The following is a 22,175-nucleotide window of genomic DNA, read 5'->3' as shown; positions in this document are numbered from 1 at the left end:
GATCGGCTCCCTCAGACTGCCCGCGCGACGATCCCTCCGCGACCGGTGCGGCGGCCGTAGGCTTTGCCCATGGAGCCCACGCCGGAGCAGAGTCCGCACCACGCGTACCCCGACCACTGGGAAGCGGACGTGGTGCTCCGCGACGGTGGCACCGCCAGGATCAGGCCGATCACCACGGACGATGCCGAACGGCTGGTCAGCTTCTACGAGCAGGTCTCCGACGAATCGAAGTACTACCGCTTCTTCGCCCCCTATCCACGTCTCTCCGCCAAGGACGTGCACCGCTTCACCCATCACGACTACGTCGACCGGGTGGGGCTGGCCGTCACGATCGGCGGAGAGTTCATCGCGACCGTCCGCTTCGACCGGATCGACGAACAGGGCAGACCGGCCTCCGCACCCGCCGACGAGGCCGAGGTCGCCTTCCTCGTCCAGGACGCCCACCAGGGCCGCGGCGTGGCATCGGCCCTCCTCGAACACATCGCGGCGGTTGCCCGCGAGCGCGGAATCGTGCGCTTCGCCGCCGAAGTGCTGCCCGCGAACAACAAGATGATCAAGGTGTTCCGGGACGCCGGCTACACGCAGCAGCGCAGCTTCGAGGACGGTTCCGTCCACCTCACGCTCGACCTCGAACCCACCGCGGCGTCCCTCGCCGTCCAGCGCGGACGTGAACAGCGGGCCGAGGCGCGCTCCGTGCAGCGGCTGCTGGCCCCCGGCTCCGTCGTCGTGGTCGGCACCGGCCGCGCCCCGGGCGGAGTGGGCCGCACGGTGCTGCGCAACCTTCTCGGCTCGGGCTTCACCGGTCGCGCCTACGCGGTGAACCGGTCCTTCGCCGCCGAGCAGGCCACGGTCGAGGGTGTGCCCGCGCACCGCTCCGTGGGAGAGATCGGCGAGCAGGTCGACCTCGCGATCGTCGCCGTCCCGGCCGAGCGGGTGCCGGAGGCCGTCGCCGACTGCGGTGAACACGGGGTCCAGGGCCTCGTCGTCCTCTCCGCCGGTTACGCCGAGCGCGGCGCAGAAGGCCGGGAGCGCCAGCGCGAACTCGTCCGGCAGGCCCGTTCGTACGGGATGCGGATCATCGGTCCGAACGCCTTCGGCATCATCAACACCTCCGACGCCGTCCGGCTGAACGCCTCTCTCGCACCCGAATCGCCCGCACCCGGACGCATCGGGCTGTTCACCCAGTCCGGCGCGATCGGGATCGCCCTGCTGTCCGGCCTGCACCGGCGCGGCGCAGGGCTCTCGACGTTCATCTCCGCGGGCAACCGGGCCGACGTCTCCGGCAACGACTTCCTGCAGTACTGGTTCGAGGACCAGGACACCGATGTGGCCCTCCTCTACCTCGAGTCGCTCGGCAACCCGCGCAAGTTCACCCGGCTCGCCCGCCGGACCGCCGCCGTGAAGCCCGTGGTCGTCGTCAAGGGCGCCCGGCACAGCGGCTCCACCCCGCCCGGCCACGCCGTCCCCGTCAGCCGGATCCCCGACGCGACGGTCTCCGCACTGATGCGCCAGGCCGGCGTGATCCGCGTCGACACGGTCACGGAGATGGTCGACGCGGGCCTGCTGCTCGCCGATCAGCCCTTGCCGGCCGGTCCCCGGGTGGCGATCCTCGGCAACTCCGAATCCCTCGGCCTCCTCACCTACGACGCCTGCCTCGCAGAAGGACTTCGCCCGCGCCCGCCGCGCGACCTGACGACCGCGGCCGGACCGCAGGACTTCCGGGACGCCCTGGCCGAGGCGCTCTCCGACCAGACCTGCGACGCCGTGATCGTGACCGCGATCCCCTGGGTGGGAGAGAACGGCGAAGCGGAGACGGGCGAAGGCGAGGTGCTCGCCGCGGCCCTGCGCGAAGCGGCGGCCACCGGCCCGGCCAAGCCGGTCGCCGTGGTGCACGTCGAAATCGGCGGCCTGGCCGAGGCCTTGGCCGCGGCCGCGAGCACGGCCACCCCGGCCGGCGGATCCGGGACAGGGGAGCCGGCACAGGCCCCTTACGCGACAGGCGCCCCGGCGACCGTCGGGGCGGGCGAGCGGGGGCCGGGCGGCGAGCCCCCGGCCGGTGCGCCGCGACCGGACGCGTCACGTGCCGGCACGGCAGCCCGGGAGGGGAACGGCCGGGACGGTGCCGCCGGGCGCGGGGGCAGCGGCACCGCCGAACGCGGCGAAGGGCCCGACGAGGCGCTCGGTCCGCAGCCCCGGACCTGGCGGATCCCCGCCTACCCGGCCGCCGAGCGTGCAGTCCGGGCGCTCTCCGAGGCCGTGAAGTACGCGCAGTGGCGGCGGCAGGCGGCCGTGCCCGGGAAGATTCCCGAGTTCCTGGACGAGACCATCGACGAGCCGGGGGCGGCCACCCTGATCGAGGAGCTGCTCGGCACCAGTCCCGATCCGAAGGGCCGTCCGCTCACCCACGACGAGGCAGCCGAGCTGCTCGGCCGCTACGGCATCGCCGTACGGCCCGCCCTTCCGGCCCTCGACCCGCAGGCCGCCGTCGCCGCCGCCGAGCGGCTCGGCTACCCGGTGGCGCTCAAGACGACCGCCCCCCACCTCCGCCACCGTGCGGACCTCGGCGGTGTCCGGCTCGACCTCGCCAACGAGAGCGCCCTGGGCCGGGCCTACGGCGAACTGACCGAGCTGCTCGGCACGCCTGCCGAGCTGCGGCCCGTCGTCCAGGCCATGGCGCCGCGCGGCGTCGACACCGTCGTACGGGCCTCGATCGACGCCGCCGCTGGAGCCGTCCTCTCCTTCGGTCTGGCCGGCGCACCCTCCGAGCTGCTCGGAGACGTGGCCCACCGCCTCGTACCGGCCACCGACCGTGATGCCGCGGAGCTGATCCGGTCCATCAGAGCCGCGCCCGTGCTGTTCGGCTGGCGGGGCTCCGCGCCCGCGGACACCGCGGCGCTCGAAGAGCTCCTCCTGCGGGTGTCCCGGCTGGTCGACGACCACCCCGAGGTCGTGTCGGTCGCGCTGGAGCCCGTCGTGGTCGCCACGCAGGGCCTGACCGTTCTCGGGGCGAGCGTCCGGCTCGCGCCGCCTCCGGCCCGTACCGATCTCGGTCCCCGCAGACTCCCCAACTACTGACCGCCCCCGGACCTCACCACGGCGTCCCCGGCAGCCACCGGCCCCCCGTAGGATGGTCCCTATGGCAAAGACCGGTACGACGACCCAGGGGCTGCGCGCGGCGATCGAGCGCAGCGGCTACTACCCGGCCCTCGTGGCCGAGGCGGTGGAGGCCGCCGTCGGCGGTGAGCCTGTCGCGTCGTACCTGGTGCACCAGGAGACCACCTTCGACTCCAACGAGGTGCGTCGCCATGTCACGGTCCTGGTCCTGACGGACACCCGCTTCATCGTCAGCCACACCGATGAGCAGGCCGCCGACACCAGCTCCCCGACGCCGTACGCCACCACGTCCACCGAGTCGGTCAAGCTCGACCGGATCTCCTCCGTCGTCGTCAGCCGCGTGGTCGCCGATCCCGAGAAGTACGTGCCCGGCACCCTGCCCCGCGAGGTCGTCCTGACCATCGGCTGGGGCGCGGTCTCCCGCATCGACCTCGAGCCCGCCGCCTGCGGCGACCCCAACTGTGAGGCCGACCACGGCTACACCGGCAGTTCCACCGCCGACGACCTGAGCCTGCGGGTCAGCGAGGCCGGTGACGGACCGGACACCGTGCGCCAGACCCTGGCCTTCGCCCAGGCCCTCTCCGAGGCCACGGCCGCCACTGCGGCGACCGGCCGCTGATGGCCCAGCCGGCCTGGCAGGACCCCGTTCTGCTCACTCTCGACAGCGCTCCCGTTCCCGAGTACGGCAGCGGCTCGCTCGCGGACCTGCTCCCGACGATCGCCGCGGGGCAGGGCGTACCCGGCTTCGAGGCGACGCTCGCGGAGCTGACCCCCGCCGACCGGAACTGCGTCTTCCTGATCGACGGACTCGGCTGGGAGCAGATCAAGGCACACCCGGACGAGGCGCCCTTCCTGCACTCGCTGCTCCCCACGTCCCGCGGCGGCACGGGCCGCCCGATCACGTCGGGCTTCCCGTCCACCACGGCGACCTCGCTCGCCTCCGTCGGTACGGGGCTGGCGCCCGGCGAGCACGGCCTGCCCGGCTACACCGCGCGCAATCCGGAGACCGGCGAGCTGATGAATCAGCTCCGCTGGAAGCCCTGGACCCAGCCCAAGGTCTGGCAGCCGTATCCCACCGTCTTCCAGCTCGCCGACGCGGCAGGTGTGCACACGGCGCAGGTCTCCGCACCCACGTTCGAGCAGACTCCGCTCACCAAGGTCGCGCTCAGCGGCGGCTCGTTCCTCGGCCGGCTCTCGGGCGAGGACCGGATGGACCTGGCCGCGGAGCGGCTCGCCGCCGGTGACAGGTCGCTCGTCTACACGTACTACAGCGAGGTCGACGGCAAGGGGCACCGCTTCGGCGTCGACTCCGACGCCTGGCGGGGCCAGGTGATGTATGTCGACGGGCTGGCCCGGCGCCTCGCCGAGCAGCTCCCGCCCCGTTCGGCGCTGTACATCACCGCCGACCACGGCATGATCGACATCCCGTTCGACGAGCAGTCCAGGATCGACTTCGACGAGGACTGGGAGCTCCGTGCCGGAGTCGCCCTGCTCGGCGGCGAAGGCCGGGCCCGTCATGTGTACGCGGTCCCCGGGGCGCACAACGATGTCCTGACCGTCTGGCGCGAAGTGCTCGGCGAGCAGTTCTGGGTGGCGAGCCGGGACGAGGCGATCGCGGCCGGCTGGTTCGGCCCGCGGATCGACGAGCGGGTCCACGGCAGGATCGGAGACGTGGTGGCGGCCGCGCACGACGACGTGGTGATCACCGCGTCGGTCAACGAGCCCCATGAGTCCGTGATGGCCGGCATGCACGGTTCGCTGACCCCGGCCGAGCAGCTCGTCCCGCTCCTCGAAGTACGCTCGTAACTCCCTCCCGCCCCCACCACGCACGATCCGAAAGGCGCTCAACTTCTCATGCCCGAGCTTGTGTTCTTCTCCGGAACGATGGACTGCGGAAAGAGCACGCTCGCGCTGCAAATTGCGCACAACCGGTCGGCCAGAGGGCTGCAGGGCCTGAACTTCACCCGGGACGACCGTGCGGGGGAGGGAAAGCTCTCTTCCCGGCTCGGGCTGGTGACGGAGGCGGTCGAGGCGGTGGCGGGCATGAATCTGTACGCCTACGTCGTCGACCGGGTGTCGCAGGGCGGCAGGGTCGACTACCTGATCGTGGACGAGGCGCAGTTCCTGGAGCCGGTGCAGATCGATCAACTGGCGCGCATCGTGGATGACCTGGACCTGGACGTCTTCTCCTTCGGTATCACCACCGACTTCCGCACGAAGCTCTTCCCGGGCTCGCGGCGGCTGTTCGAGCTGGCGGACCGGGTGGAGACGCTGCAGGTGGAGGCGCTGTGCTGGTGCGGGGCACGTGCGACGCACAATGCCCGCACCGTGGGCGGCGAGATGGTGGTGGAAGGTGAGCAGGTCGTTGTGGGTGACGTGAGCAGCCCCGCTGCGGACGTCGGCTACGAGGTGCTGTGCCGTCGTCACCATCGTCGCCGTATGACGAGCGGCTCCGTCCACGCCGGCGCGCTCTCGCCCGACGTCCTGCCTATGGGCTCCGACTGAACGTTGCCGACCCCGCACGCCATGGTTCACCGTGCCGTGCCACCTCGACGTCGTCGCCGCCCGGCTCAAATCCACTCGCATGCGGCAAGGGTGTGGATCATGAGCGTGTCGATGTTGGCGTTCGCTTCGAAGCCGAACGTGCGGAGCGACTTGTCGTGGGGGAAGCCGGCGGCCTTGATGCGGCGCTCTCGCGGCCTTGGGCCACTCGCAGCTTCATCCTGACGCACCCCGACGCTCTGCCGGAGAGCGAGCGCCTGAGGATGAAATTGCTTGTCGCCAGTTGCCCCGAACCGGATGCCCGAACGGGACCTAGCCGCCGTCACCGCTGGCTTGACGCTGCCGTGGAGCTGCGGCGTCGTCGAGGGCCACGTCGACCGGATCAGAGTGGTCCAGCGCCAGATGCACGGCCGGGCCGGCTTCAGCCTCGTGCGAAAACGAGTCCTCCTTACCTAGCGCCGCTCCGTAGCTCGACGAGTGGGTCCGTTCAGCTGATCGCGAACGGCACAGGATCCAGGCCCAGCTTGCTCCGGCATGAGTCGACGGCCCGCGTGACCCAGGCGGTCACGGCGTCGCGATCTGCCGCGATCGCGTGAAGCTCACGCGCTTTCTCCTGGGCATCGACCATCCACGGGACCAGTGCGTCCTCGCGAAGGACTCGTTCGAAGTGATCGCGGGCCGTATCCGGGTCCCCGACCAGGGCGGCTGCGATCCCGGCGTCGAAGCTGTCCCAGAGGAATCCCCGCCGCACCGGCCTGGACGTCAGGTATCGGGCGACGTCCGGCAGAGCCGGGAACCTCTCCCTCAGGGCGGTCACGTTCGCAGCCGCCTGCCTGGCGGAGTTCACCAACCAGTGCGCTCAGGTTGCATCAGCTTGGGTCCGAGCCCGTGCCCTGGTCAGCGGCGGGGTTTCCTGCGTTCTCGGGCCAGTCGCAGACCTTCAGGACCGGGTTGAAGTGGAGGATGCTCGGACACTGCTTCAGGTACGCCACGCCGTGCGAGCAGTGAAAGAAGGAGCGGGCGTCGTCCGGGTTGGCCAAGAGGTCGCCTTCCTGCTCGCACTCCTCCGCAGCCACAGGCGCGCTGAGAGTCTGCGCTGAGGCGCTGTACGCGGGCAGGCACAGAACGCCGAAAGCCAGGAGGACGGACGCCGCCGTCCGGGGAACCTTGATCATTATCAGCCCTTCGTCGGAAACAGGTACCGGATGCACCCGTGAGCCGGGTCGTATCGCGACCGGCGTCAGGTGCCCCCCTTGTGAACGGCTCCGACGTCTGCTGGTGACGGCTACCATGAGAAGGGCACACCACCGACATCTCTGAGCGCGCTCCCCCTTCGGGCCACCTACAGGCTCACTCGGGCCAACTAGAACGCTCAGGGGCCATCTACAGCGCTCAGTCACACTCGGTGCGAAACAGCTCGGAGCCGACCTGGAGTGCGTCCACGTGGAAGGCCAGGTGGTCCACGTTGTGCCACAGCCACATCGCACCGACCTTCAGACCACTGCCGGCAATCCGCGGCGGGGTGAACTCCACAACCCCGAGCCACCACCCGTGATCATCAATCCACAGCCGCGACCGCCCGCGCTGGGCCAGGCCGAGCGGCTTCAGGGACTCCCGCGCCGCCGAGGTGATGATCCGGAGCACCGGACTGCGATCCGCCACGCCCAGCATCATCGACTGTCCCACCGGCACACCGTCGGTCGTGGTGGCACGTCACCGTCGCAGAGCAGTTCAGCAGCACTGATCGTCGCCGCTCCACAAAAGCCAAAAGTTGGGCCGGAACCGAGACTCAGCGACATCACTCTCTCGTGGAACCAGGCGTTCCTGGCGTTCCTGCCGCTGAGCAGCACCCTCTCCTACGCCTGGCTGCGCGTCCCTGGCCTCAACGGGCGCGCCGTCCAACACGGAGGACGCTCAGGTATCGGCGTGATGCCCGGTCGCCCATCCGCGTGCGGATCCGCTCGGCGACGGCGTCGAGCAAAGGGTCACGGACTTCGCGATCGAGTCTCCGGTACAGCGACAATGAGCGAAGGTGATCGGCATAGCCGTCCCCGGTGAACCACTGGACCGTTGGATACCAGCGCACGATCGTCGGGCCGAACAGTTCTCCGGGATCCTCGACCAGGCCCCAGCCCTCGTCGGTGCCGCGCACGTCTTCTTCGAGTGGCGGATGACCCCAGTCAGGGTTCCCTGGGCAGAACCGCTCGTGGAGATCGGCGGTCTCGGCATACACCTCGGGTTCTCCCGGCCGGCGGACAACGACGTGGCCGAGCAGCGCCATCCAGCCTCCGGGATGGAGCATGTCGTGCGCTCGCTGCCAGCCAACCGTCGGGTCGACCCAGTGCCACGACGACGCAGCTACGAGGACATCGAAGCGCCGTCCGCGGTTGTCCCACTCCTCGAACGTCGACGTCTCGACTTCGACGTTGCGGAAGGAGGCGATCCGGTGGCGAGCGAGTGCGGCCATGTCTGCCCCCGGCTCGACGGCAGTCACTGAGCATCCGAGTGCTGCCAGCGAGCGCGTCGCCTGACCGGTACCGCAGCCCACCTCCAGCACCGACGACCGTTCGTCCATGCCGGTGACGGCGCCAAGGTCCACGAACAACTCGTCGGGGTATCCCGGCCGGACCCGGTCGTAGAGCTCCGGCACCTCGTTGAACACTCGGCCGAGGTCGTATCGATTCGGGCGCGTCTTCGGATCACCAGTCACGAACGCACAAGCTATGAGGTCCGTCCAGGGAAACGCCACTGGTTTGCCGACAGCTGCCGTGCTGCCGCCGGTAGTTCGGAGAGGAACCCGTCCGTGTCCTTCTTGCCGAGCGAGGTGGCCGCCGCGGCGATGGAGGTCAGGGGGTGCGCGCTCGCGTCGGCGAGGGTCTCGGTCCGCGTCGAGCGTGCGGGCGGAGGGCTCGTCCCTGTGACTGACGATGACGGGGATGCTGGCGCGCAACCATGCCGGGCTGGTTCCGGCCGATTGGCGAGTACCAGCCGCTCACGTCCGCGACGACGGCGGAGCAGGCGCGTCACTGGCGGCCAAGTCGCCTTTGTGTACGCCTAGTTCGCGTAGCCTGATGAGGACAGGACCCGTTACCCGTGGGTGTGGTCGGCAGTTGTCCGATTACCGGCCGATCGGACCAATCCGTAGGGCATATGGATCCGAACAGCTGGGGGAGGGGACGGGTCCGGCGCCGCTGCCGGACCTCTTCCGTGCGCGCTTGGCACGGACCCCGGCAACGGACGACCCCTGTCGGCGAATGATCCGGCAACCCGACGCAGGTGGAGACGCACGTGGGCATACGCAGCGCGACAGTGGACGAGGCTCGGAGCATACGGGGCGACAGGACCACGGGCGACGAAACGGACGGCCGTCAGGGCGAGGCCCCTCGATGCGACGGCGGCGCGAAACGTGTCCAGGACCCTGCCGTCCACGGCCGGGTCTCCGCAGTCGGTGACGGCTCGGACTCCCGCACCGTTGTGCCGCCCACCCGGGCGGTCTTCGTCGACTCCACCGGGAAACGCAGCCGTACCTGGCGCCGCGCAGGGGCCATTACCGCGCTCTGCTGCACCTGCTACGCCACGACCGTGGTCGCCGCGCTGATCGGAGGCGACTCCAGCGCGCCCTTCTTCCAACTGCCCCGGGCGATGGGCCTGGAACGCGAGGTGGGGGAGCGGCCGGCTGAGTCCCGGGACGCCTCGGCCACCGAATCCGCGCCCGGCTCACCCGGTCCGGTGACACCCGATCAGGAACGCCTGTCGGCGGCCGCCCGGCCCACCGTCCAGCGGCCGATCGAAGCGTCTTCCGACCCTGCGGACATCCCCGCCGTGGAAGCCGCGCCCACGCCCGGACCCCAGACGTCCGACGGGGCCGCGCAGACCGGTGGGGGCGGCGAGGAATCGCCGGGCGAGCCCTCGGTACCGGCGCCCGCTCCGGAGACAGGAAGCGGATCCGGCACCGAGGGCTCGCCCGGCGGCGGTGACGACGCCCAGGACCCGGAGGCGGCGGACCCGCCCGGCGGGCCGCTCGGCGATCTGCTGGGAGGACTGCTCGGCGGGCTGCTGGGAGGTGCCTGACCGACCGCGAACGCCGTCCGCGTGATGCCGGGCGCGGCGGGGCAGGGCTCAGCGGTCCGCCGACCGCACGATCGTGAACACCGCGCCCTCCGGGTCCGCGACCGTGGCGAGCCGCCCGCTCGATCCCTCCTGCGGCGGCTGCAGAACGTGTCCGCCGAGCTCCACCACTCGCGCGGCGGCTTCGTCCGTGTCGGACACCTCGAAATAGGTCATCCAGTGCGGTCCCCGGTCGCGTGGCAGCGCATGGCCCACCCCGTGGAGGGCTGCCACGGGGCGGCCCTCCAGGTGCAGTGTCTGGTAGTCGAAGTCGGCCGAGATGACCGCCTCCAGCTCGAACCCGAACACGGCCTGGTAGAACTTGGCGACCGAGGACGTCTCGCGTGTCACCAGCTCGTTCCAGACAGGGGTTCCCGGTTCGCCCGCAAGGGCCGTACCGACGTGCGCGGCGGCCTGCCAGATGCCGAAGACCGCTCCGCTCGGGTCGGAGGCGATGGCGAGACGGCCCGCACTCCCGGCGACGATCGGCCCGACGGCGACCGTTCCACCGCAGGCCCGAATCACCTCCGCGGTGAGATCGGCGTCCTCGGTGGCGAGATAGGTGGTCCAGGCGATCGGCAGGTGGCGGTCGGGAGGAAGCTGGCCGATGCCTGCGACTTCCTTCCCGTGAAGCAGCGCGCGCACGTACGGCCCGAGCTCTGGGGGTCCCGGCCGGAACTCCCAGCCGAACAGATTGCCGTAGAACTCCTGGGTCGCGCTCAGGCCGTGCACGATCAGACTCACCCAGCAAGGTGCTCCGGGCGTGCGCCGGGCGGCAGCCTCGGTCATCTTCTTATCTCTCCTCGGACCATCGTCGTGGCCGTACGGGGGGAACGGGGCCGGTACACCGTCAGCGGTACGGATACGGGTGTGTACGCTCCGTGCAGATGCTCGCACCACCGAGCTCCACAGGCACCCCGGCCGCGCCGCATTTTCCGGGTTCTGAATGCGCGAAGACCGATTTGATGCGGTACATCCATTTTGGCGTCGTCCCATGCGGGACGGGGTCTGCGCGAAGATGGCACATATGAAGCCCATCATCACCGCATCCGAATACGTGAGCGAGTCGGCAGGGCCACGTCCGCCGGTGCTCCTGGACATCCGCTGGCAGCTGGGCGGTCCTCACGGCCGCCCCGACTACGAAGCCGGGCACATCCCCGGCGCCGTGTTCATCGACCTCGATGCGGAGCTCGCCGGTCCGGCGGGCAGCGGTGGGCGTCACCCGCTGCCCCGGCCGGAGACCTTCGGAGCGGCCATGAGGCGGGCAGGGGTCTCCCACGACACGCCGGTGGTGGTCTACGACGGCGGCCAGGGCTGGGCGGCGGCCCGCGCCTGGTGGCTGTTGCGCTGGTCCGGTCACCCCGACGTCCGGGTTCTGGACGGCGGTCTCGGGGCATGGACCGGAGAGCTCTCGACGAAGGTGCCGACGCCTGCCGAGGGCGACTTCCGGCCCGAACCGGGCGCGCTCCCGTTGCTGGACGCGGACGCCGCCGCGGCACTCGCCCGTTCCGGGCTGCTCCTCGACGCGCGGGCCGCGGAGCGTTACCGGGGCGATGTGGAGCCGATCGACCGGGTGGGCGGCCATATCCCCGGCGCGGTATCGGCACCGACCGTGCAGAACGTGGCCGAGGACGGGCGCTTCCTCCCCGCCGGATCGCTCGCCTCCCGTTTCGCCGACCTGGGGGCCGACGGGGACACCGAGGTCGGCGTCTACTGCGGCTCGGGTGTCTCTGGCGCTCATGAGGTGCTGGCACTGGAGATCGCCGGGCACAGGGCGGCGCTGTACGCGGGTTCCTGGTCCGAGTGGTCCTCGGACGAGTCCCGCCCCGTCGCGACGGGTCCGGATCCCAGCTGACGCGACCGCGTCCGGACAGAGCGAGGGCCCGTACGCGGCACGTACGGGCCCTCGTCATGCGACGAACATCCGGATGGACCTCAGTCCTGCTTCTTCCGGCGCGTACCGAAGACGATCTCGTCCCAGCTGGGCACCGCTGCCCTGCGGCCCGGACGGACCCCGTCCGCCTCGGCCTGCCGGTCCGTCGTCCCGGTCAGCCGGTCGCGATGGCCGGCCACCGCACGCGGCATCAGCACGTCCGCGTAGGCGGAACCCGCACCCGCGGACGCGGCGGCGGCCGGCGGTTCGTCGGCCTCCGGCTCCTGGGCGGCGGGTTCGATCGCCGGCGGTTCGGGCTGTTGGGGGCGCTCCGGGACGACCATGTCGCCACGGAAGCTGGGCACCGCCTCCAGAAGGCTGGTCAGCGAGTCGCGCTCGCCGGCCGACACACCGCTGAGGCGCTCCTCCGGCTCCGGTGCCGGGGGAGTGGGACGCTCGATCTGACGGTCGAGCGCACGGTCCAGCGGCCGATCGCGCGGCAGCCGTGCGATCCGCGGCACGAAAGGAAAGCTGGGCTCCGGCACGGCGTCGTCGTCCGTCTCGCCGATCAGTGAGCGCGCTTCGTCGTCCACCGCCTGGACCAGCCGGCGCGGCGGGTCGTACGTCCAGCTCGCCGAGTGCGGTTCGCCCGCGACCCGGTACACCAGGAGGACCTCCCAGGTGCCGTCGTCCCGGCGCCAGGAGTCCCACTGGACGGTTTCCTTGTCGGCGCCGCGCAGCAGGAGGCGCTCCTGCACCGCCTCACCGAGCTGGGGGCCGGTGTTCTCGCCGGGGCGGCGCACAGGAGTCTTCCGGGCCCGCTCGGCCATGAAGGCGCGCTCGGCGAGGACGGGGCCCTCGAAGCGGCGCACACGGTCGACGGGGATTCCGGCGAACTGGGCGACTTCCTCCGCGGAGGCACCGGCTCGTATGCGTGCCTGGATGTCGCGGGGGCGGAGGTGGCTCTCCACCTCGATCTCGATCTGGCCGAGCCTGGCGCGGTCATTGCGCACGGCGGCACGCAGCCGCTCATCGATCGGAAGCGTGTACTCCGTGCTGTCCGCAGCCTTGAGCACCAGTCGTGTGCCGTCGTTTGAGACGGCCACGACACGCAGTTCGGGCATGGGAACCTCCCGGGTGGTGCCTGCCGACGTCACGTGCGTCGCTGCTTCCGCTAGTCGAGTGTGGCCTGCCCGGGTGCAGCCTGCCACAACCTTGCCAAGTTACCCGGCGTGTCGGGCGTTGGCCCTGGATCGCCACCATGGCACGGTTACCTGTTTGCGACACATGGTGACCGGGTGGTCGCTCTGTGCCGCAGGCGCCCGTGCGATGCCGCGGCGCCGCCGGTTCGAGTGCCGTCTTCGGCCCCCTTCCGCAGGTTCCGGATACCCATGTGGGAGTCCGGCCCCAGGGCTCGCCACAGTACTCCATTCGGGCCACGGGGGTGGACCGGCGCGCCGCCGAAGTTCTCGCCGGGCACGGGAGTTGGGCTACCCAGTTGTCGGCACTATGCCCTCAACGCGTGTGCTGCTTCACACAATCTCCAGAATCGGAACTATTCCCTTCGCTCATATGTCCCTTCTTGGTGCAGGGTGGGGTAGTTGTCGAGCAAGGGCTGGTAATGGATCAGAAGCCGCAAAGGGATGCGGAACCCGGGCAGAAGCGCATAGACCTGAGCCTGCCGCAGGTTGCGGGCAGCGCCGTCGCAGCGGTCGCCGCAGCGGTGATGGCTTCGCAGCTGGGTGTGTACGGGACGATCGCCGGCGCGGGCGTGATGAGCGTGGTCGCCACCTGCGGGGGGTCGGTCTTCCAGCACTTCTTCCGTCGCACGGGTGAGCAGATCCGCGAAGTCACCGTCCAGGCGAAGCATCCGGCCGGCCGTCAGGTGGCCGTACTCACGCGGGACACGGCTCCGGAGCCGCAACGGCTCCCGGGTGACGCATCGACGGTCCTGCGGCCGGGGCACGACGCGACGACGGTCCTGCGGCCCACTGACGACGCGACGACAATCCTGCGCGCGGTGGGGCCCGACCCGGAGCGTACGCAACTGCTGCGAGCCGACGCGGATGCCACGCAGCTGCTCGGCCAGGTCCGGCCCGACACGTACTCGGACGCCCGTACCCACGGCACGCGGATCCGGGGCGCAAGGCGCTCGGCGCTCGCGGCGGTTGCCGTCTTCGCCCTTTCGATGGCAGGTATCACTGCCTACGAACTGGCCTCCGGCAACGACCTCAGCGGCGGGGGAGGAACGACCGTCGGCTCCGTCGTACACGGCGAACGGGACACCGGAACGACCGTTCCGGAGCCCTCGGGCCATACCGGTGAGCAGTCGGACGGTGACCACGGCAGCGATCCGGGCAGTGGGGGCGGCGGCACCACGCCCGGCACGGACGCGGACGACGGGCGGAGCACGGCACCGGACCCGGCTCCGGACCGGAGCGGCGGCTCGTCGGCCGAGCCCGGCACCACACCCTCCGCCCCGGGCGAAGACCTGACCCCGGATCCCACCGCCACTCCGACGGCGCCCGGCGACGGAGCTCCGGCGTCACCGGACCCGAGCGGAACCGGCGACGTCCCGGAGCAGGACGACGGGGCAGCGGCGGGGGCGGACACCGGCCGATGACCGGCTGTCCGCGAACGCGCGGTCACCGCACGGCCGGTCACCGCACCGGCGGTCCGTGAACCAGGCCCTCGCACCGCACCTCCGGCGCTGCCGGGTTCAGTCGCCCAGAACGCGCCGCAGATAGTCGTTGGCGAACAGCCGGCCCGGGTCGAGGCGGTCGCGTACGGCGGTGAACTCGCCGAACTTCGGGTACGCCCCGGCCAGATACTCGGCGTCCCGGGTGTGGATCTTCCCCCAGTGCGGGCGGCCGGCACAACCCGTCATGATCCGTTCGACGGCCGTGAAGTACGCCTGGTGCGGCGTGCCGCGGTACAGGTGCACGGCGATGTACGCGCTCTCGCGGCCGTGGGCCGTGGAGAGCGTTATGTCGTCCGCGGGCGCCGTCCGGACCTCCACCGGGAAGCCGACCTTCAGCGGTGAGCGCTCGACCATGGCCTTGACCTCGCGCAGTGCCTCGACCGCGGCCTCGCGCGGCAGCGCGTACTCCATCTCCACGAAGCGCACCCGCCGGGGACTGGTGAACACCTTGTAGGGAACGTCGGTGTACGTACGGGCCGACAGGGCGCGGCTGGAGAGCTTGGCGAGGGACGGGATCGTCCCCGGGACGGCCCGGCCGACCGAACAGGCGACCTGGAAGACCCCGTTGGAGAGGAGCTCGTCCTCGATCCAGCCGCTGATCCTTCCGGGCGGATCGGCGGGGCCCGCGCTGCGGTTGTTGCGCTTGGTGTTGCAGTTGCCGGTGTGCGGGAACCAGTAGAACTCGAAGTGCTCGTTCTCGGCGACCAGCTGATCGAAGTCGGCGGTGACCCTGTCGAAGGTCATCGGTTCCTCGCGTGCCCTGAGCAGGAAGACCGGCTCCACCGCGAAGGTGACCGCGGTGACCACACCGAGTGCGCCGAGCCCGATCCGGGCGGCCGCGAAGACATCGGGGTTCTCGCTCTTCGAACAGCGAAGCACCGTGCCGTCCGCGGTGACCAGCTCCAGCGCGCGTATCTGCGCGGAGATGGAAGCCGAGTCGCGACCGGTGCCGTGGGTACCCGTGGAGGTGGCACCGGCGACCGTCTGCTCCATGATGTCGCCCATGTTGGTGAGCGAGAGTCCCTCGCGGGCGAGCACCGTGTTGAGACGCTTCAGCGGGGTGCCCGCCTCGACGGTCACCGTCATCGCCGTACGGTCGATCTCCCGGATCCCGGTGAGCAGACCGGGGCGGATCAGCACACCGTCGGTCGCCGCAGCCGCGGTGAACGAATGACCGGTGCCGACCGGCTTGACCGTCAGGCCGTCCTCGGACGCCCTGCGGAGGACCTCGGCGAGCTCGTCGACGGAGGCGGGGGACACGGTCCGTACCGGCCGGGCGCTGACGTTTCCCGCCCAGTTACGCCACGTGCTCGTCGTCGTCCGTGCGTAGGTGTCGGTCATATTCCCCGCGCCCTCCCGTAGGAACCGGCTCGGCGAGCCGGCGATACCCCAGGAACGCCACCGCGGCCGCGAGCGCTCCCGCCACCGCGGGCACCGCGTACCCCGCCTCGGCCCCGGAGGCGTCGACCACCCAGCCGGCGGCGGAGGAGCCGAGCGCCACCCCGACGGCGAGCCCGGTACTGGTCCAGGTCATGCCCTCGGTCAGCTGGGTGCGCGGTACGTGCTGTTCGACGAGGGCCATGGTGGTGACCATCGTCGGTGCGATGGCGAGACCCGCGACAAAGAGCGCCACGGCCAGGAACGGCAGGCTCCCGGCCAATTGGAGGGGGATCATACTCACGGCCATCGCGCAGACCCCCACCAGCCACCTCGTGGACGACTTCCCCTTGAGGTGCAGCAGGCCGAAGACGGCTCCGGCGAGACACGACCCCAGCGCGTAGACCGCCAGTACGAGACTGGCCGCAGCGTTGTGGCCGCGCTCCTCCGCGAAGGCCACCGTCACCACGTCGACCGCTCCGAAGATCGCGCCCGTGGCGACGAAAGTGACCACCAGGACCTGCAGGCCGGTCGAGCGGAGCGGAGAAACGCCCGAGTGGTGCTCCTTGGGGTGCGGTCTCGGTTCGGTGGCGCGCTGGGCCGTCAGCCAGAAGACGCCGATCACCAGGAACCCGGCCGCGAGAAGCGGCCCGGCCTCCGGGAACCACGCGGTGGACAGGCCGATGGAGATGATCGGCCCGAAGATGAAGCACACCTCGTCGACGATCGACTCCCAGGCGTACGCGGTGTGCAGCTGACGGCCGGAACCCCGGTAGATCTCGGCCCAGCGCGCCCTGACCATCGAACCCACGCTCGGGACGCAGCCCGCGCCCGAGGCGAAGACGAAGAGGGTCCAGTCCGGCAGCCGCTGCTGGGCGCAGATCAGGAGCCCCGCGACCGCCGCGACGGAGACCAGGGTGACCGGGCGCAGGACCCGGCGCTGCCCGTACCGGTCGACCAGTCGGGAGATCTGCGGCCCCATGACGGCCGCGGCCATGGCGAGTGTCGCCGAGAGCGCACCGGCGAGCCCGTAACGGCCGGTGATCTGGGACACCATCGTCACCACGCCGATCCCCATCATGGAGAGCGGCATCCGGCCGAAGAATCCGGCCGCCGAGAAACCCCTGGTTCCGGGGGCGGCGAAGATGGCGCGGTAGGGGCTGGGCAAGAGGAGCTCCGGAGAAGCCTGTCAGGCGTATGGATGGCTTATGCAGCTTACGGGTGGTAGCGGCCCCCGGGGACCGGGACCGATGTCGGCTGTCGCACGGGCGGCGGCGGGTGGCAGGATCGGGTGCATGTCCGATCTGCGCGATCCCGCTCTCTACGACGCCCTGCTGCTGCTCTCCTTCGGGGGCCCCGAAGGCCCGGACGACGTGGTCCCGTTCCTGGCGAACGTGACCCGGGGCAGGGGTATCCCCGAAGAACGGCTCAAGGAAGTCGGCAAGCACTACTTCCTGTTCGGCGGCGTCAGCCCGATCAACGCGCAGAACAGGTCGCTGCTCGACGCGCTGCGCAAGGACTTCGCCGACCACGGGCTCGATCTGCCGGTGTACTGGGGCAACCGCAACTGGGCGCCGTACCTCACCGACACCCTCCGGGACATGGTCGCGGACGGCCACCGCCGCATCGCCGTCCTCGCCACCAGCGCCTACGCCTCCTACTCGGGCTGCCGCCAGTACCGCGAGAACCTCGCCGAGTCGCTCGCCGCCCTGGAGGCCGAGGGGCTGCCGGTGCCGCGGGTGGACAAGCTCCGGCACTACTTCAACCACCCCGGCTTCGTGCGCCCCATGGTGGACGGTGTGCTGGCCTCGCTGGCGGACCTCCCCGACGACGTCAGGGCGGGCGCGCACCTCGCCTTCACCACCCACTCCATCCCGACGTCCGCCGCCGACACCTCGGGCCCCGTGGAGACGCACGGGGACGGCGGCTCGTACGTGGCGGAGCACCTCGACGTCGCCCGGGTGATCGTCGACGCGGTGCGCGAGGAGACCGGGACCGACCACCCGTGGCAGCTCGTCTACCAGTCGCGCAGCGGTGCCCCGCACATCCCGTGGCTGGAGCCCGACATCTGCGACCACCTGGAGACCCTCCACGGCGCCGGTGTCCCCGCGGTCGTCATGGCGCCCATCGGCTTCGTCTCGGACCACATGGAGGTCCTGTACGACCTCGACACGGAGGCCACCGCGAAGGCCGCCGAGCTGGGGCTGCCGGTCCGCAGGTCCGCGACGGTCGGTGCGGACCCCAGGTTCGCGGCGGCCGTGCGTGAGCTCCTCCTGGAGCGCACCGCCGCCGAAGAGGGCCGCCCGGCGGACCGGTGCGCCCTGGGTGCCCTCAGCCCCTCCCACGACCTCTGCCCGGCCGGGTGCTGTCCGGCCAGGGCCGTCAGGCCCGCAGCCGCGGGTGCCGACAGCCCGTACGCCTGAATCCCCGGTGAGCGAGCCGGCCGGAAAACCCTGGAGCGTTGTGACCGACCCCTTCCTGTCCGAACTGCTCGACCTCGCCATGGAGGCGGCCCGCCGGGCCGGAGCCCTGCTGCGTGACGGCCGCCCGGCCGACCTGGGGGTGGCCGCGACGAAGTCCAGCCCCATCGACGTCGTCACCGAGATGGACATCCGGGCGGAGAAGCTCATCACCGGCTTCCTCTCCGGGAACCGCCCCCGCGACGGCTTCCTCGGCGAGGAGGGCGCCAGCGCCGAGGGCAGCAGCGGGATCCGGTGGGTCATCGATCCGCTCGACGGCACGGTGAACTACCTCTACGGGCTGCCCACCTGGGCCGTCTCCATCGCCGCCGAGCGCGACGGCGAGCGCGTCGTCGGCGTGGTCGAGGCCCCGATGCGCCGCGAGACGTTCCACGCGGTGCTCGGCGGCGGCGCGTACCTGAACGGCGAGGCCCTGACCTGCCGCCCCGCCCCACCGTTCGGCGAGGCCCTCGTGTCGACCGGCTTCAACTACGTCACCGAGGTGCGCACCCACCAGGCCGCCGTCGCCCAGCAGCTGATCCCGAAGCTGCGAGACATCCGGCGCGGCGGATCGGCCGCGGTCGACCTCTGCGACGTCGCGGCGGGCAGGCTCGACGGCTACTACGAGCGCGGACTGCACCCCTGGGACCTGGCGGCGGGCGATCTCGTCGCCCGCGAGGCCGGAGCGCTCACCGGAGGCCGGCCGGGGCTCCCGGCGGACGGCGACCTGACCGTCGCCGCGACCCCGGGCGTCTTCGAGCCGCTGCAGGCGCTCCTGGAGGAGCTGGGGGCCTGGCACGACTGACGGCCGGGTCCGGGGCCCCTGGTGGCACCCCGGACGGGCGCGGACGTACGAGAGGGCCCCGGGGTGCCGTAATCGGCTCCGGGGCCCTCTCGCGGCGGCTCAGACGCTTGTGGCGCTGATTTCGACGCCGTGCTCGGCGGCGAGGCGGTGCAGGTCGTCCAGCTCTCCCTGCTCGACGTCCGCGAGGAAGTCGTCGCCCGTCTCGCGAGCCCTCGTGAGATCGGACTCGGTGGTCTTGATTCGTTGCAGCAGACCTGCGGTGAAAGCGTCCATGGAGCGCCCCCTCATCGTGGGTCGGTGGCACGGGGGTGTGCCCGGGATTCCCCCGGCCAGCGGTCGGGGGCGGGTGATCACGCAGGCCCTCCGGGGAGAAGAGCGGGCTGTGGAACGCCACGTGCATGGCGTGATCGCGGGTGTGAAATCGTCCTCCCCGGGCCGCATGCCGGAGAAACCTCAACTGGCCCGGGAATCCGATGAATTCCCGGGAGGCGCCGCCCGGGCCCCGTCGTCTTACCGCCGGTTTATGCGCGTTACGGGCAGGATGGACGCGCACAGTCGGTGCCGCTGACGTGCAGCGAGCGGCCGGAACGAGGGCCGCTCGCCGTGTTTCTGGAGATCTAGGGAAGGACTGCGCCGTGCGCGTACTCGTCGTCGAGGACGAGCAACTGCTCGCCGATGCGGTGGCCACCGGACTGCGCCGGGAGGCCATGGCCGTCGACGTCGTCTACGACGGAGCGGCGGCCCTGGAGCGCGTCGGGGTCAACGACTACGACGTCGTTGTGCTGGACCGGGACCTCCCGCTGGTGCACGGCGACGACGTCTGCCGCAGGATCGTCGAGCTCGGCATGCCCACCAGGATCCTCATGCTCACCGCGTCCGGGGACGTCAGCGACCGGGTCGAGGGCCTGGAGCTCGGCGCGGACGACTACCTGCCCAAGCCCTTCGCCTTCAGTGAGCTGACCGCGCGGGTACGCGCACTGGGACGCCGCACCACGGTCGCCCTGCCGCCCGTTCTGGAGCGGGCCGGCATCAAGCTCGACCCCAACCGGCGCGAGGTCTTCCGGGACGAGCAGGAGATCCAGCTGGCCCCGAAGGAATTCGCCGTGCTCGAGGTGCTGATGCGCAGCGAGGGCGCGGTCGTCTCGGCCGAGCAGCTCCTGGAGAAAGCGTGGGACGAGAACACCGACCCGTTCACCAACGTGGTGCGCGTGACGGTGATGACCCTGCGGCGCAAGCTCGGGGAACCGCCCGTCATCGTCACCGTGCCCGGCTCCGGATACCGGATCTGAGCGCCCCGTGGCCGCCTCCCCGGCGCCCGTGAAGGCGCCTCCGAAACCCACCTGGGAGCCCAAGCCGCAGGAGCCGCCGTACCCCTGGCTGCGCCCGACCATCCGGATAAGGCTCACGCTGCTCTACGGCGGCATGTTCCTGATCGCGGGCATCCTGCTGCTCTCGATCATCTACATGCTGGCCGCACAGGCGCTGAACGTGGGCAGCGACCTGCCGTTCCGGATCGTCAACGGCCAGGTCACCAGTGAGGTCTGCGACCTGCCGAAGACGGCGAGCCCGGAGACCTTCAACGCCGCCATGAACGCCTGCGTCAACCAGCAGCGCCAGCAGGCGCTCGACTCCCTGCTGAACCGCTCGCTGCTGGCCCTCGTGGGCCTCAGCATCATCGCCTTCGCCTTCGGCTACGCCATGGCCGGCCGCGTCCTGTCCCCGTTGGGCAGGATCACCCGCACCGCACGCCGGGTGGCCGGCACGGACCTGTCCCGCCGGATCGAGCTGGACGGGCCGGACGACGAGCTGAAGGAGCTCGCCGACACCTTCGACGAGATGCTGGACCGACTGGAGCGGGCCTTCACGGCCCAGCAGCGATTCGTCGGGAACGCCTCGCACGAGCTGCGCACGCCGCTCGCGATCAACCGCACCCTGCTGGAGGTGCACCTCTCCGACCCGGAAGCCCCTACGGAGCTCCAACAGCTGGGCAAGACACTTCTCGCCACCAACGAGCGCAGTGAGCAGTTGGTCGAAGGCCTGCTGCTGCTCGCCCGCAGCGAGAACCAGATCGTCGAGCGCAAGCCGGTGGACCTCGCCGAGGTCGCCGACCGCGCCATCGACCAGGCCCGCGCCGAGGCGGCGCAGAAGGCGGTGCAGATCCGCGGCGAGCGTGCCCCGGCCGTCGTCCAGGGCAACGGTGTCCTCCTGGAGCGGATCGCGCTGAACCTCGTACAGAACGCCGTGCGCTACAACGTGGCGGAGGGCGGCTGGGTGGAGGTCACCACGGAGCTCCAGCCCGGACAGGCACTCCTGGTGGTCTCGAACACAGGTCCTGTGGTGCCCGCCTACGAGATCGACAACCTCTTCGAGCCGTTCAGGCGGCTGCGTACGGAGCGCACAGGCAGCGACAAGGGGGTGGGGCTCGGCCTGTCGATCGCACGGTCCGTCGCGCGGGCGCACGGAGGCCGTATCATCGCGGAGCCCCGCGAGGGCGGTGGTCTCGTGATGCGCGTCACCCTGCCGGTCTGAGAGGCTTCGCGGTGTGAAGCCGCATTGGATCGCTCTGTTCGCTTTGGGCGGAATTTTCGGGCGCCTGTCCCGTTGACTCCCTGTGTGATCGATCACAGGAGCCATTTTCGGTCCTTCTACTCTCGGTGATCACGTCTCTGCCGGAAAGCCGGGAAACGTCCGGGTTTCCGGGGGTCGATATCACGGGAAGTACACGGGGTGGCACCCGTGAACTGCAGCAATCGGACCGTGTACGGTCCCCATCGCCACCCAAGCTGATCGCCCTCGGGAGATCCGGTTGGGTGTCGATTGAGTAACAGACCTTGATGTGAGGCAAAATCTCCGCCTCAGGTCGGGCACAAGTCCGGCCTCTCACGCGTTACGTGCGCTGAGACACCGCAGACACCCAAGAGGGGGAGAGCGACATGGCAACGGATTACGACACCCCACGCAAGACTGACGACGACGTGGACCAGGACAGCCTCGAAGAGCTCAAGGCTCGTCGGAGCGACAAGACGGCATCCGCCGTCGACGTGGACGAGTTCGACGCGGCAGAAGGCCTTGAGCTGCCCGGCGCAGACCTGTCCAACGAAGAGCTGGCCGTGCGGGTCCTGCCCAAGCAGGCGGACGAGTTCACCTGCATGAGCTGCTTCCTGGTCCACCACAGGAGCCAGCTGGCGCGCGAGAAGAACGGCCAGCCCATCTGCCGCGACTGCGACTGAGGCAGGC

General features: G+C 70.7%; 21 protein-coding genes and 1 pseudogene. 12 read left to right on the top strand and 10 right to left on the bottom strand.

What is annotated here, in order from left to right:
• The first annotated feature begins 69 nt into the window (after positions 1-69).
• From OG844_RS18310 to OG844_RS18295, 4 genes are all read left to right on the top strand, one after another.
• Complete coding sequence (locus OG844_RS18310) at positions 70-3,075, top strand: GNAT family N-acetyltransferase (protein ID WP_406391587.1); 3,006 nt, start codon at positions 70-72, stop codon at positions 3,073-3,075.
• Between the two features lie 61 nt (positions 3,076-3,136).
• Positions 3,137-3,733, top strand: a complete 597-nt coding sequence (locus OG844_RS18305; protein WP_329206686.1) for a DUF5998 family protein — start codon at positions 3,137-3,139, stop codon at positions 3,731-3,733.
• Positions 3,733-4,920, top strand: coding sequence for an alkaline phosphatase family protein (locus OG844_RS18300; RefSeq protein ID WP_406391585.1), 1,188 nt, complete (start codon positions 3,733-3,735; stop codon positions 4,918-4,920). Before OG844_RS18305 ends, OG844_RS18300 begins: the two co-directional genes overlap by 1 nt.
• Before the next feature lie 48 nt (positions 4,921-4,968).
• Positions 4,969-5,619 (top strand): thymidine kinase, encoded by a 651-nt coding sequence (locus tag OG844_RS18295; RefSeq protein WP_384611859.1) that lies wholly within the window; start codon positions 4,969-4,971, stop codon positions 5,617-5,619.
• Positions 5,620-5,687: 68 nt separating this feature from the next.
• Here OG844_RS18295 and OG844_RS18290 read toward each other — a convergent pair.
• The 5 genes and pseudogenes from OG844_RS18290 to OG844_RS18270 all read right to left on the bottom strand — a co-directional run.
• Positions 5,688-5,816: pseudogene (locus OG844_RS18290) on the bottom strand (AAA family ATPase); the annotation flags it as partial.
• A 287-nt stretch (positions 5,817-6,103) separates the two neighbouring features.
• Positions 6,104-6,433 carry a hypothetical protein gene (locus OG844_RS18285; protein ID WP_406391583.1) on the bottom strand — a complete coding sequence of 110 codons (330 nt, stop codon included), beginning with the start codon at positions 6,431-6,433 and terminating at the stop codon, positions 6,104-6,106.
• A gap of 52 nt (positions 6,434-6,485) precedes the next feature.
• A complete protein-coding gene (locus OG844_RS18280; RefSeq protein ID WP_406391581.1) occupies positions 6,486-6,791 on the bottom strand; it encodes a chitin binding peritrophin-A domain-containing protein in 306 nt (101 codons plus the stop codon).
• Positions 6,792-7,008: 217 nt separating this feature from the next.
• Positions 7,009-7,278: a hypothetical protein gene (locus OG844_RS18275; RefSeq protein WP_406391579.1), complete on the bottom strand. Its 270-nt coding sequence runs from the start codon at positions 7,276-7,278 to the stop codon at positions 7,009-7,011.
• A 220-nt stretch (positions 7,279-7,498) separates the two neighbouring features.
• Positions 7,499-8,326, bottom strand: coding sequence for a class I SAM-dependent methyltransferase (locus OG844_RS18270; RefSeq protein ID WP_406391577.1), 828 nt, complete (start codon positions 8,324-8,326; stop codon positions 7,499-7,501).
• A gap of 578 nt (positions 8,327-8,904) precedes the next feature.
• On the opposite strand from OG844_RS18270, the gene OG844_RS18265 reads away from it, so the two are divergent.
• The gene (locus OG844_RS18265; protein WP_406391575.1) at positions 8,905-9,687 is read left to right on the top strand and encodes a hypothetical protein; all 783 of its coding nucleotides are present in this window, start codon (positions 8,905-8,907) and stop codon (positions 9,685-9,687) included.
• A 48-nt stretch (positions 9,688-9,735) separates the two neighbouring features.
• Here the strand turns inward: OG844_RS18265 and OG844_RS18260 are convergent, their stop codons facing one another.
• Entirely contained in the window at positions 9,736-10,512 is a 777-nt protein-coding gene (locus OG844_RS18260) for a VOC family protein (protein WP_406391573.1), read from the bottom strand.
• Positions 10,513-10,750: 238 nt separating this feature from the next.
• On the opposite strand from OG844_RS18260, the gene OG844_RS18255 reads away from it, so the two are divergent.
• A complete protein-coding gene (locus OG844_RS18255) occupies positions 10,751-11,578 on the top strand; it encodes a sulfurtransferase (protein WP_406391571.1) in 828 nt (275 codons plus the stop codon).
• Between the two features lie 80 nt (positions 11,579-11,658).
• Here the strand turns inward: OG844_RS18255 and sepH are convergent, their stop codons facing one another.
• Entirely contained in the window at positions 11,659-12,720 is a 1,062-nt protein-coding gene (gene sepH / locus OG844_RS18250) for a septation protein SepH (protein ID WP_406391569.1), read from the bottom strand.
• A 497-nt stretch (positions 12,721-13,217) separates the two neighbouring features.
• On the opposite strand from sepH, the gene OG844_RS18245 reads away from it, so the two are divergent.
• Positions 13,218-14,219 (top strand): hypothetical protein, encoded by a 1,002-nt coding sequence (locus OG844_RS18245; protein WP_406391567.1) that lies wholly within the window; start codon positions 13,218-13,220, stop codon positions 14,217-14,219.
• Between the two features lie 96 nt (positions 14,220-14,315).
• On the opposite strand, the gene OG844_RS18240 is transcribed toward OG844_RS18245, so the two are convergent.
• Both OG844_RS18240 and OG844_RS18235 read right to left on the bottom strand, forming a co-directional pair.
• Positions 14,316-15,638, bottom strand: a complete 1,323-nt coding sequence (locus OG844_RS18240; protein WP_406391565.1) for a D-arabinono-1,4-lactone oxidase — start codon at positions 15,636-15,638, stop codon at positions 14,316-14,318.
• The gene (locus tag OG844_RS18235; protein ID WP_406391564.1) at positions 15,595-16,842 is read right to left on the bottom strand and encodes an MFS transporter; all 1,248 of its coding nucleotides are present in this window, start codon (positions 16,840-16,842) and stop codon (positions 15,595-15,597) included. The genes OG844_RS18240 and OG844_RS18235 overlap by 44 nt, the downstream gene beginning before the upstream one ends.
• A gap of 127 nt (positions 16,843-16,969) precedes the next feature.
• On the opposite strand from OG844_RS18235, the gene OG844_RS18230 reads away from it, so the two are divergent.
• Together OG844_RS18230 and OG844_RS18225 are read left to right on the top strand one after the other, a co-directional pair.
• Positions 16,970-18,097, top strand: coding sequence for a ferrochelatase (locus OG844_RS18230; RefSeq protein ID WP_406391563.1), 1,128 nt, complete (start codon positions 16,970-16,972; stop codon positions 18,095-18,097).
• A 40-nt stretch (positions 18,098-18,137) separates the two neighbouring features.
• A complete protein-coding gene (locus tag OG844_RS18225) occupies positions 18,138-18,938 on the top strand; it encodes an inositol monophosphatase family protein (RefSeq protein ID WP_406391561.1) in 801 nt (266 codons plus the stop codon).
• A gap of 99 nt (positions 18,939-19,037) precedes the next feature.
• Here OG844_RS18225 and OG844_RS18220 read toward each other — a convergent pair whose 3' ends face one another.
• A complete protein-coding gene (locus OG844_RS18220) occupies positions 19,038-19,211 on the bottom strand; it encodes a hypothetical protein (protein ID WP_167359495.1) in 174 nt (57 codons plus the stop codon).
• Positions 19,212-19,573: 362 nt separating this feature from the next.
• Between OG844_RS18220 and OG844_RS18215 the strand changes: the two genes are divergently transcribed.
• The 3 genes from OG844_RS18215 (at position 19,574) to OG844_RS18205 (ending at position 22,168) form a co-directional block, all read left to right on the top strand.
• Complete coding sequence (locus tag OG844_RS18215) at positions 19,574-20,227, top strand: response regulator transcription factor (protein WP_329206664.1); 654 nt, start codon at positions 19,574-19,576, stop codon at positions 20,225-20,227.
• Positions 20,228-20,234: 7 nt separating this feature from the next.
• A complete protein-coding gene (locus OG844_RS18210; protein WP_406391560.1) occupies positions 20,235-21,467 on the top strand; it encodes a sensor histidine kinase in 1,233 nt (410 codons plus the stop codon).
• 404 nt (positions 21,468-21,871) lie between these two features.
• Positions 21,872-22,168, top strand: coding sequence for a DUF4193 domain-containing protein (locus OG844_RS18205; protein ID WP_003965732.1), 297 nt, complete (start codon positions 21,872-21,874; stop codon positions 22,166-22,168).
• Positions 22,169-22,175 lie beyond the last annotated feature (7 nt).

The sequence above is a fragment of the Streptomyces sp. NBC_00887 genome (assembly GCF_045207585.1).
This window is presented reverse-complemented; position numbering and strand designations above follow the sequence as displayed.

What these genes read in the sequence shown, in the direction of transcription:
- OG844_RS18310 (WP_406391587.1), top strand. Translation starts at nt 70, where the DNA reads ATGGAGCCCACGCCGGAGCAGAGTCCGCACCACGCGTACCCCGACCAC.
- OG844_RS18305 (WP_329206686.1), top strand. Translation starts at nt 3,137, where the DNA reads ATGGCAAAGACCGGTACGACGACCCAGGGGCTGCGCGCGGCGATCGAG.
- OG844_RS18300 (WP_406391585.1), top strand. Translation starts at nt 3,733, where the DNA reads ATGGCCCAGCCGGCCTGGCAGGACCCCGTTCTGCTCACTCTCGACAGC.
- OG844_RS18295 (WP_384611859.1), top strand. Translation starts at nt 4,969, where the DNA reads ATGCCCGAGCTTGTGTTCTTCTCCGGAACGATGGACTGCGGAAAGAGC.
- OG844_RS18280 (WP_406391581.1), bottom strand. Translation starts at nt 6,791, where the DNA reads ATGATCAAGGTTCCCCGGACGGCGGCGTCCGTCCTCCTGGCTTTCGGC.
- OG844_RS18260 (WP_406391573.1), bottom strand. Translation starts at nt 10,512, where the DNA reads ATGACCGAGGCTGCCGCCCGGCGCACGCCCGGAGCACCTTGCTGGGTG.
- OG844_RS18255 (WP_406391571.1), top strand. Translation starts at nt 10,751, where the DNA reads ATGAAGCCCATCATCACCGCATCCGAATACGTGAGCGAGTCGGCAGGG.
- sepH (WP_406391569.1), bottom strand. Translation starts at nt 12,720, where the DNA reads ATGCCCGAACTGCGTGTCGTGGCCGTCTCAAACGACGGCACACGACTG.
- OG844_RS18245 (WP_406391567.1), top strand. Translation starts at nt 13,218, where the DNA reads ATGGATCAGAAGCCGCAAAGGGATGCGGAACCCGGGCAGAAGCGCATA.
- OG844_RS18240 (WP_406391565.1), bottom strand. Translation starts at nt 15,638, where the DNA reads ATGACCGACACCTACGCACGGACGACGACGAGCACGTGGCGTAACTGG.
- OG844_RS18230 (WP_406391563.1), top strand. Translation starts at nt 16,970, where the DNA reads ATGTCCGATCTGCGCGATCCCGCTCTCTACGACGCCCTGCTGCTGCTC.
- OG844_RS18220 (WP_167359495.1), bottom strand. Translation starts at nt 19,211, where the DNA reads ATGGACGCTTTCACCGCAGGTCTGCTGCAACGAATCAAGACCACCGAG.
- OG844_RS18205 (WP_003965732.1), top strand. Translation starts at nt 21,872, where the DNA reads ATGGCAACGGATTACGACACCCCACGCAAGACTGACGACGACGTGGAC.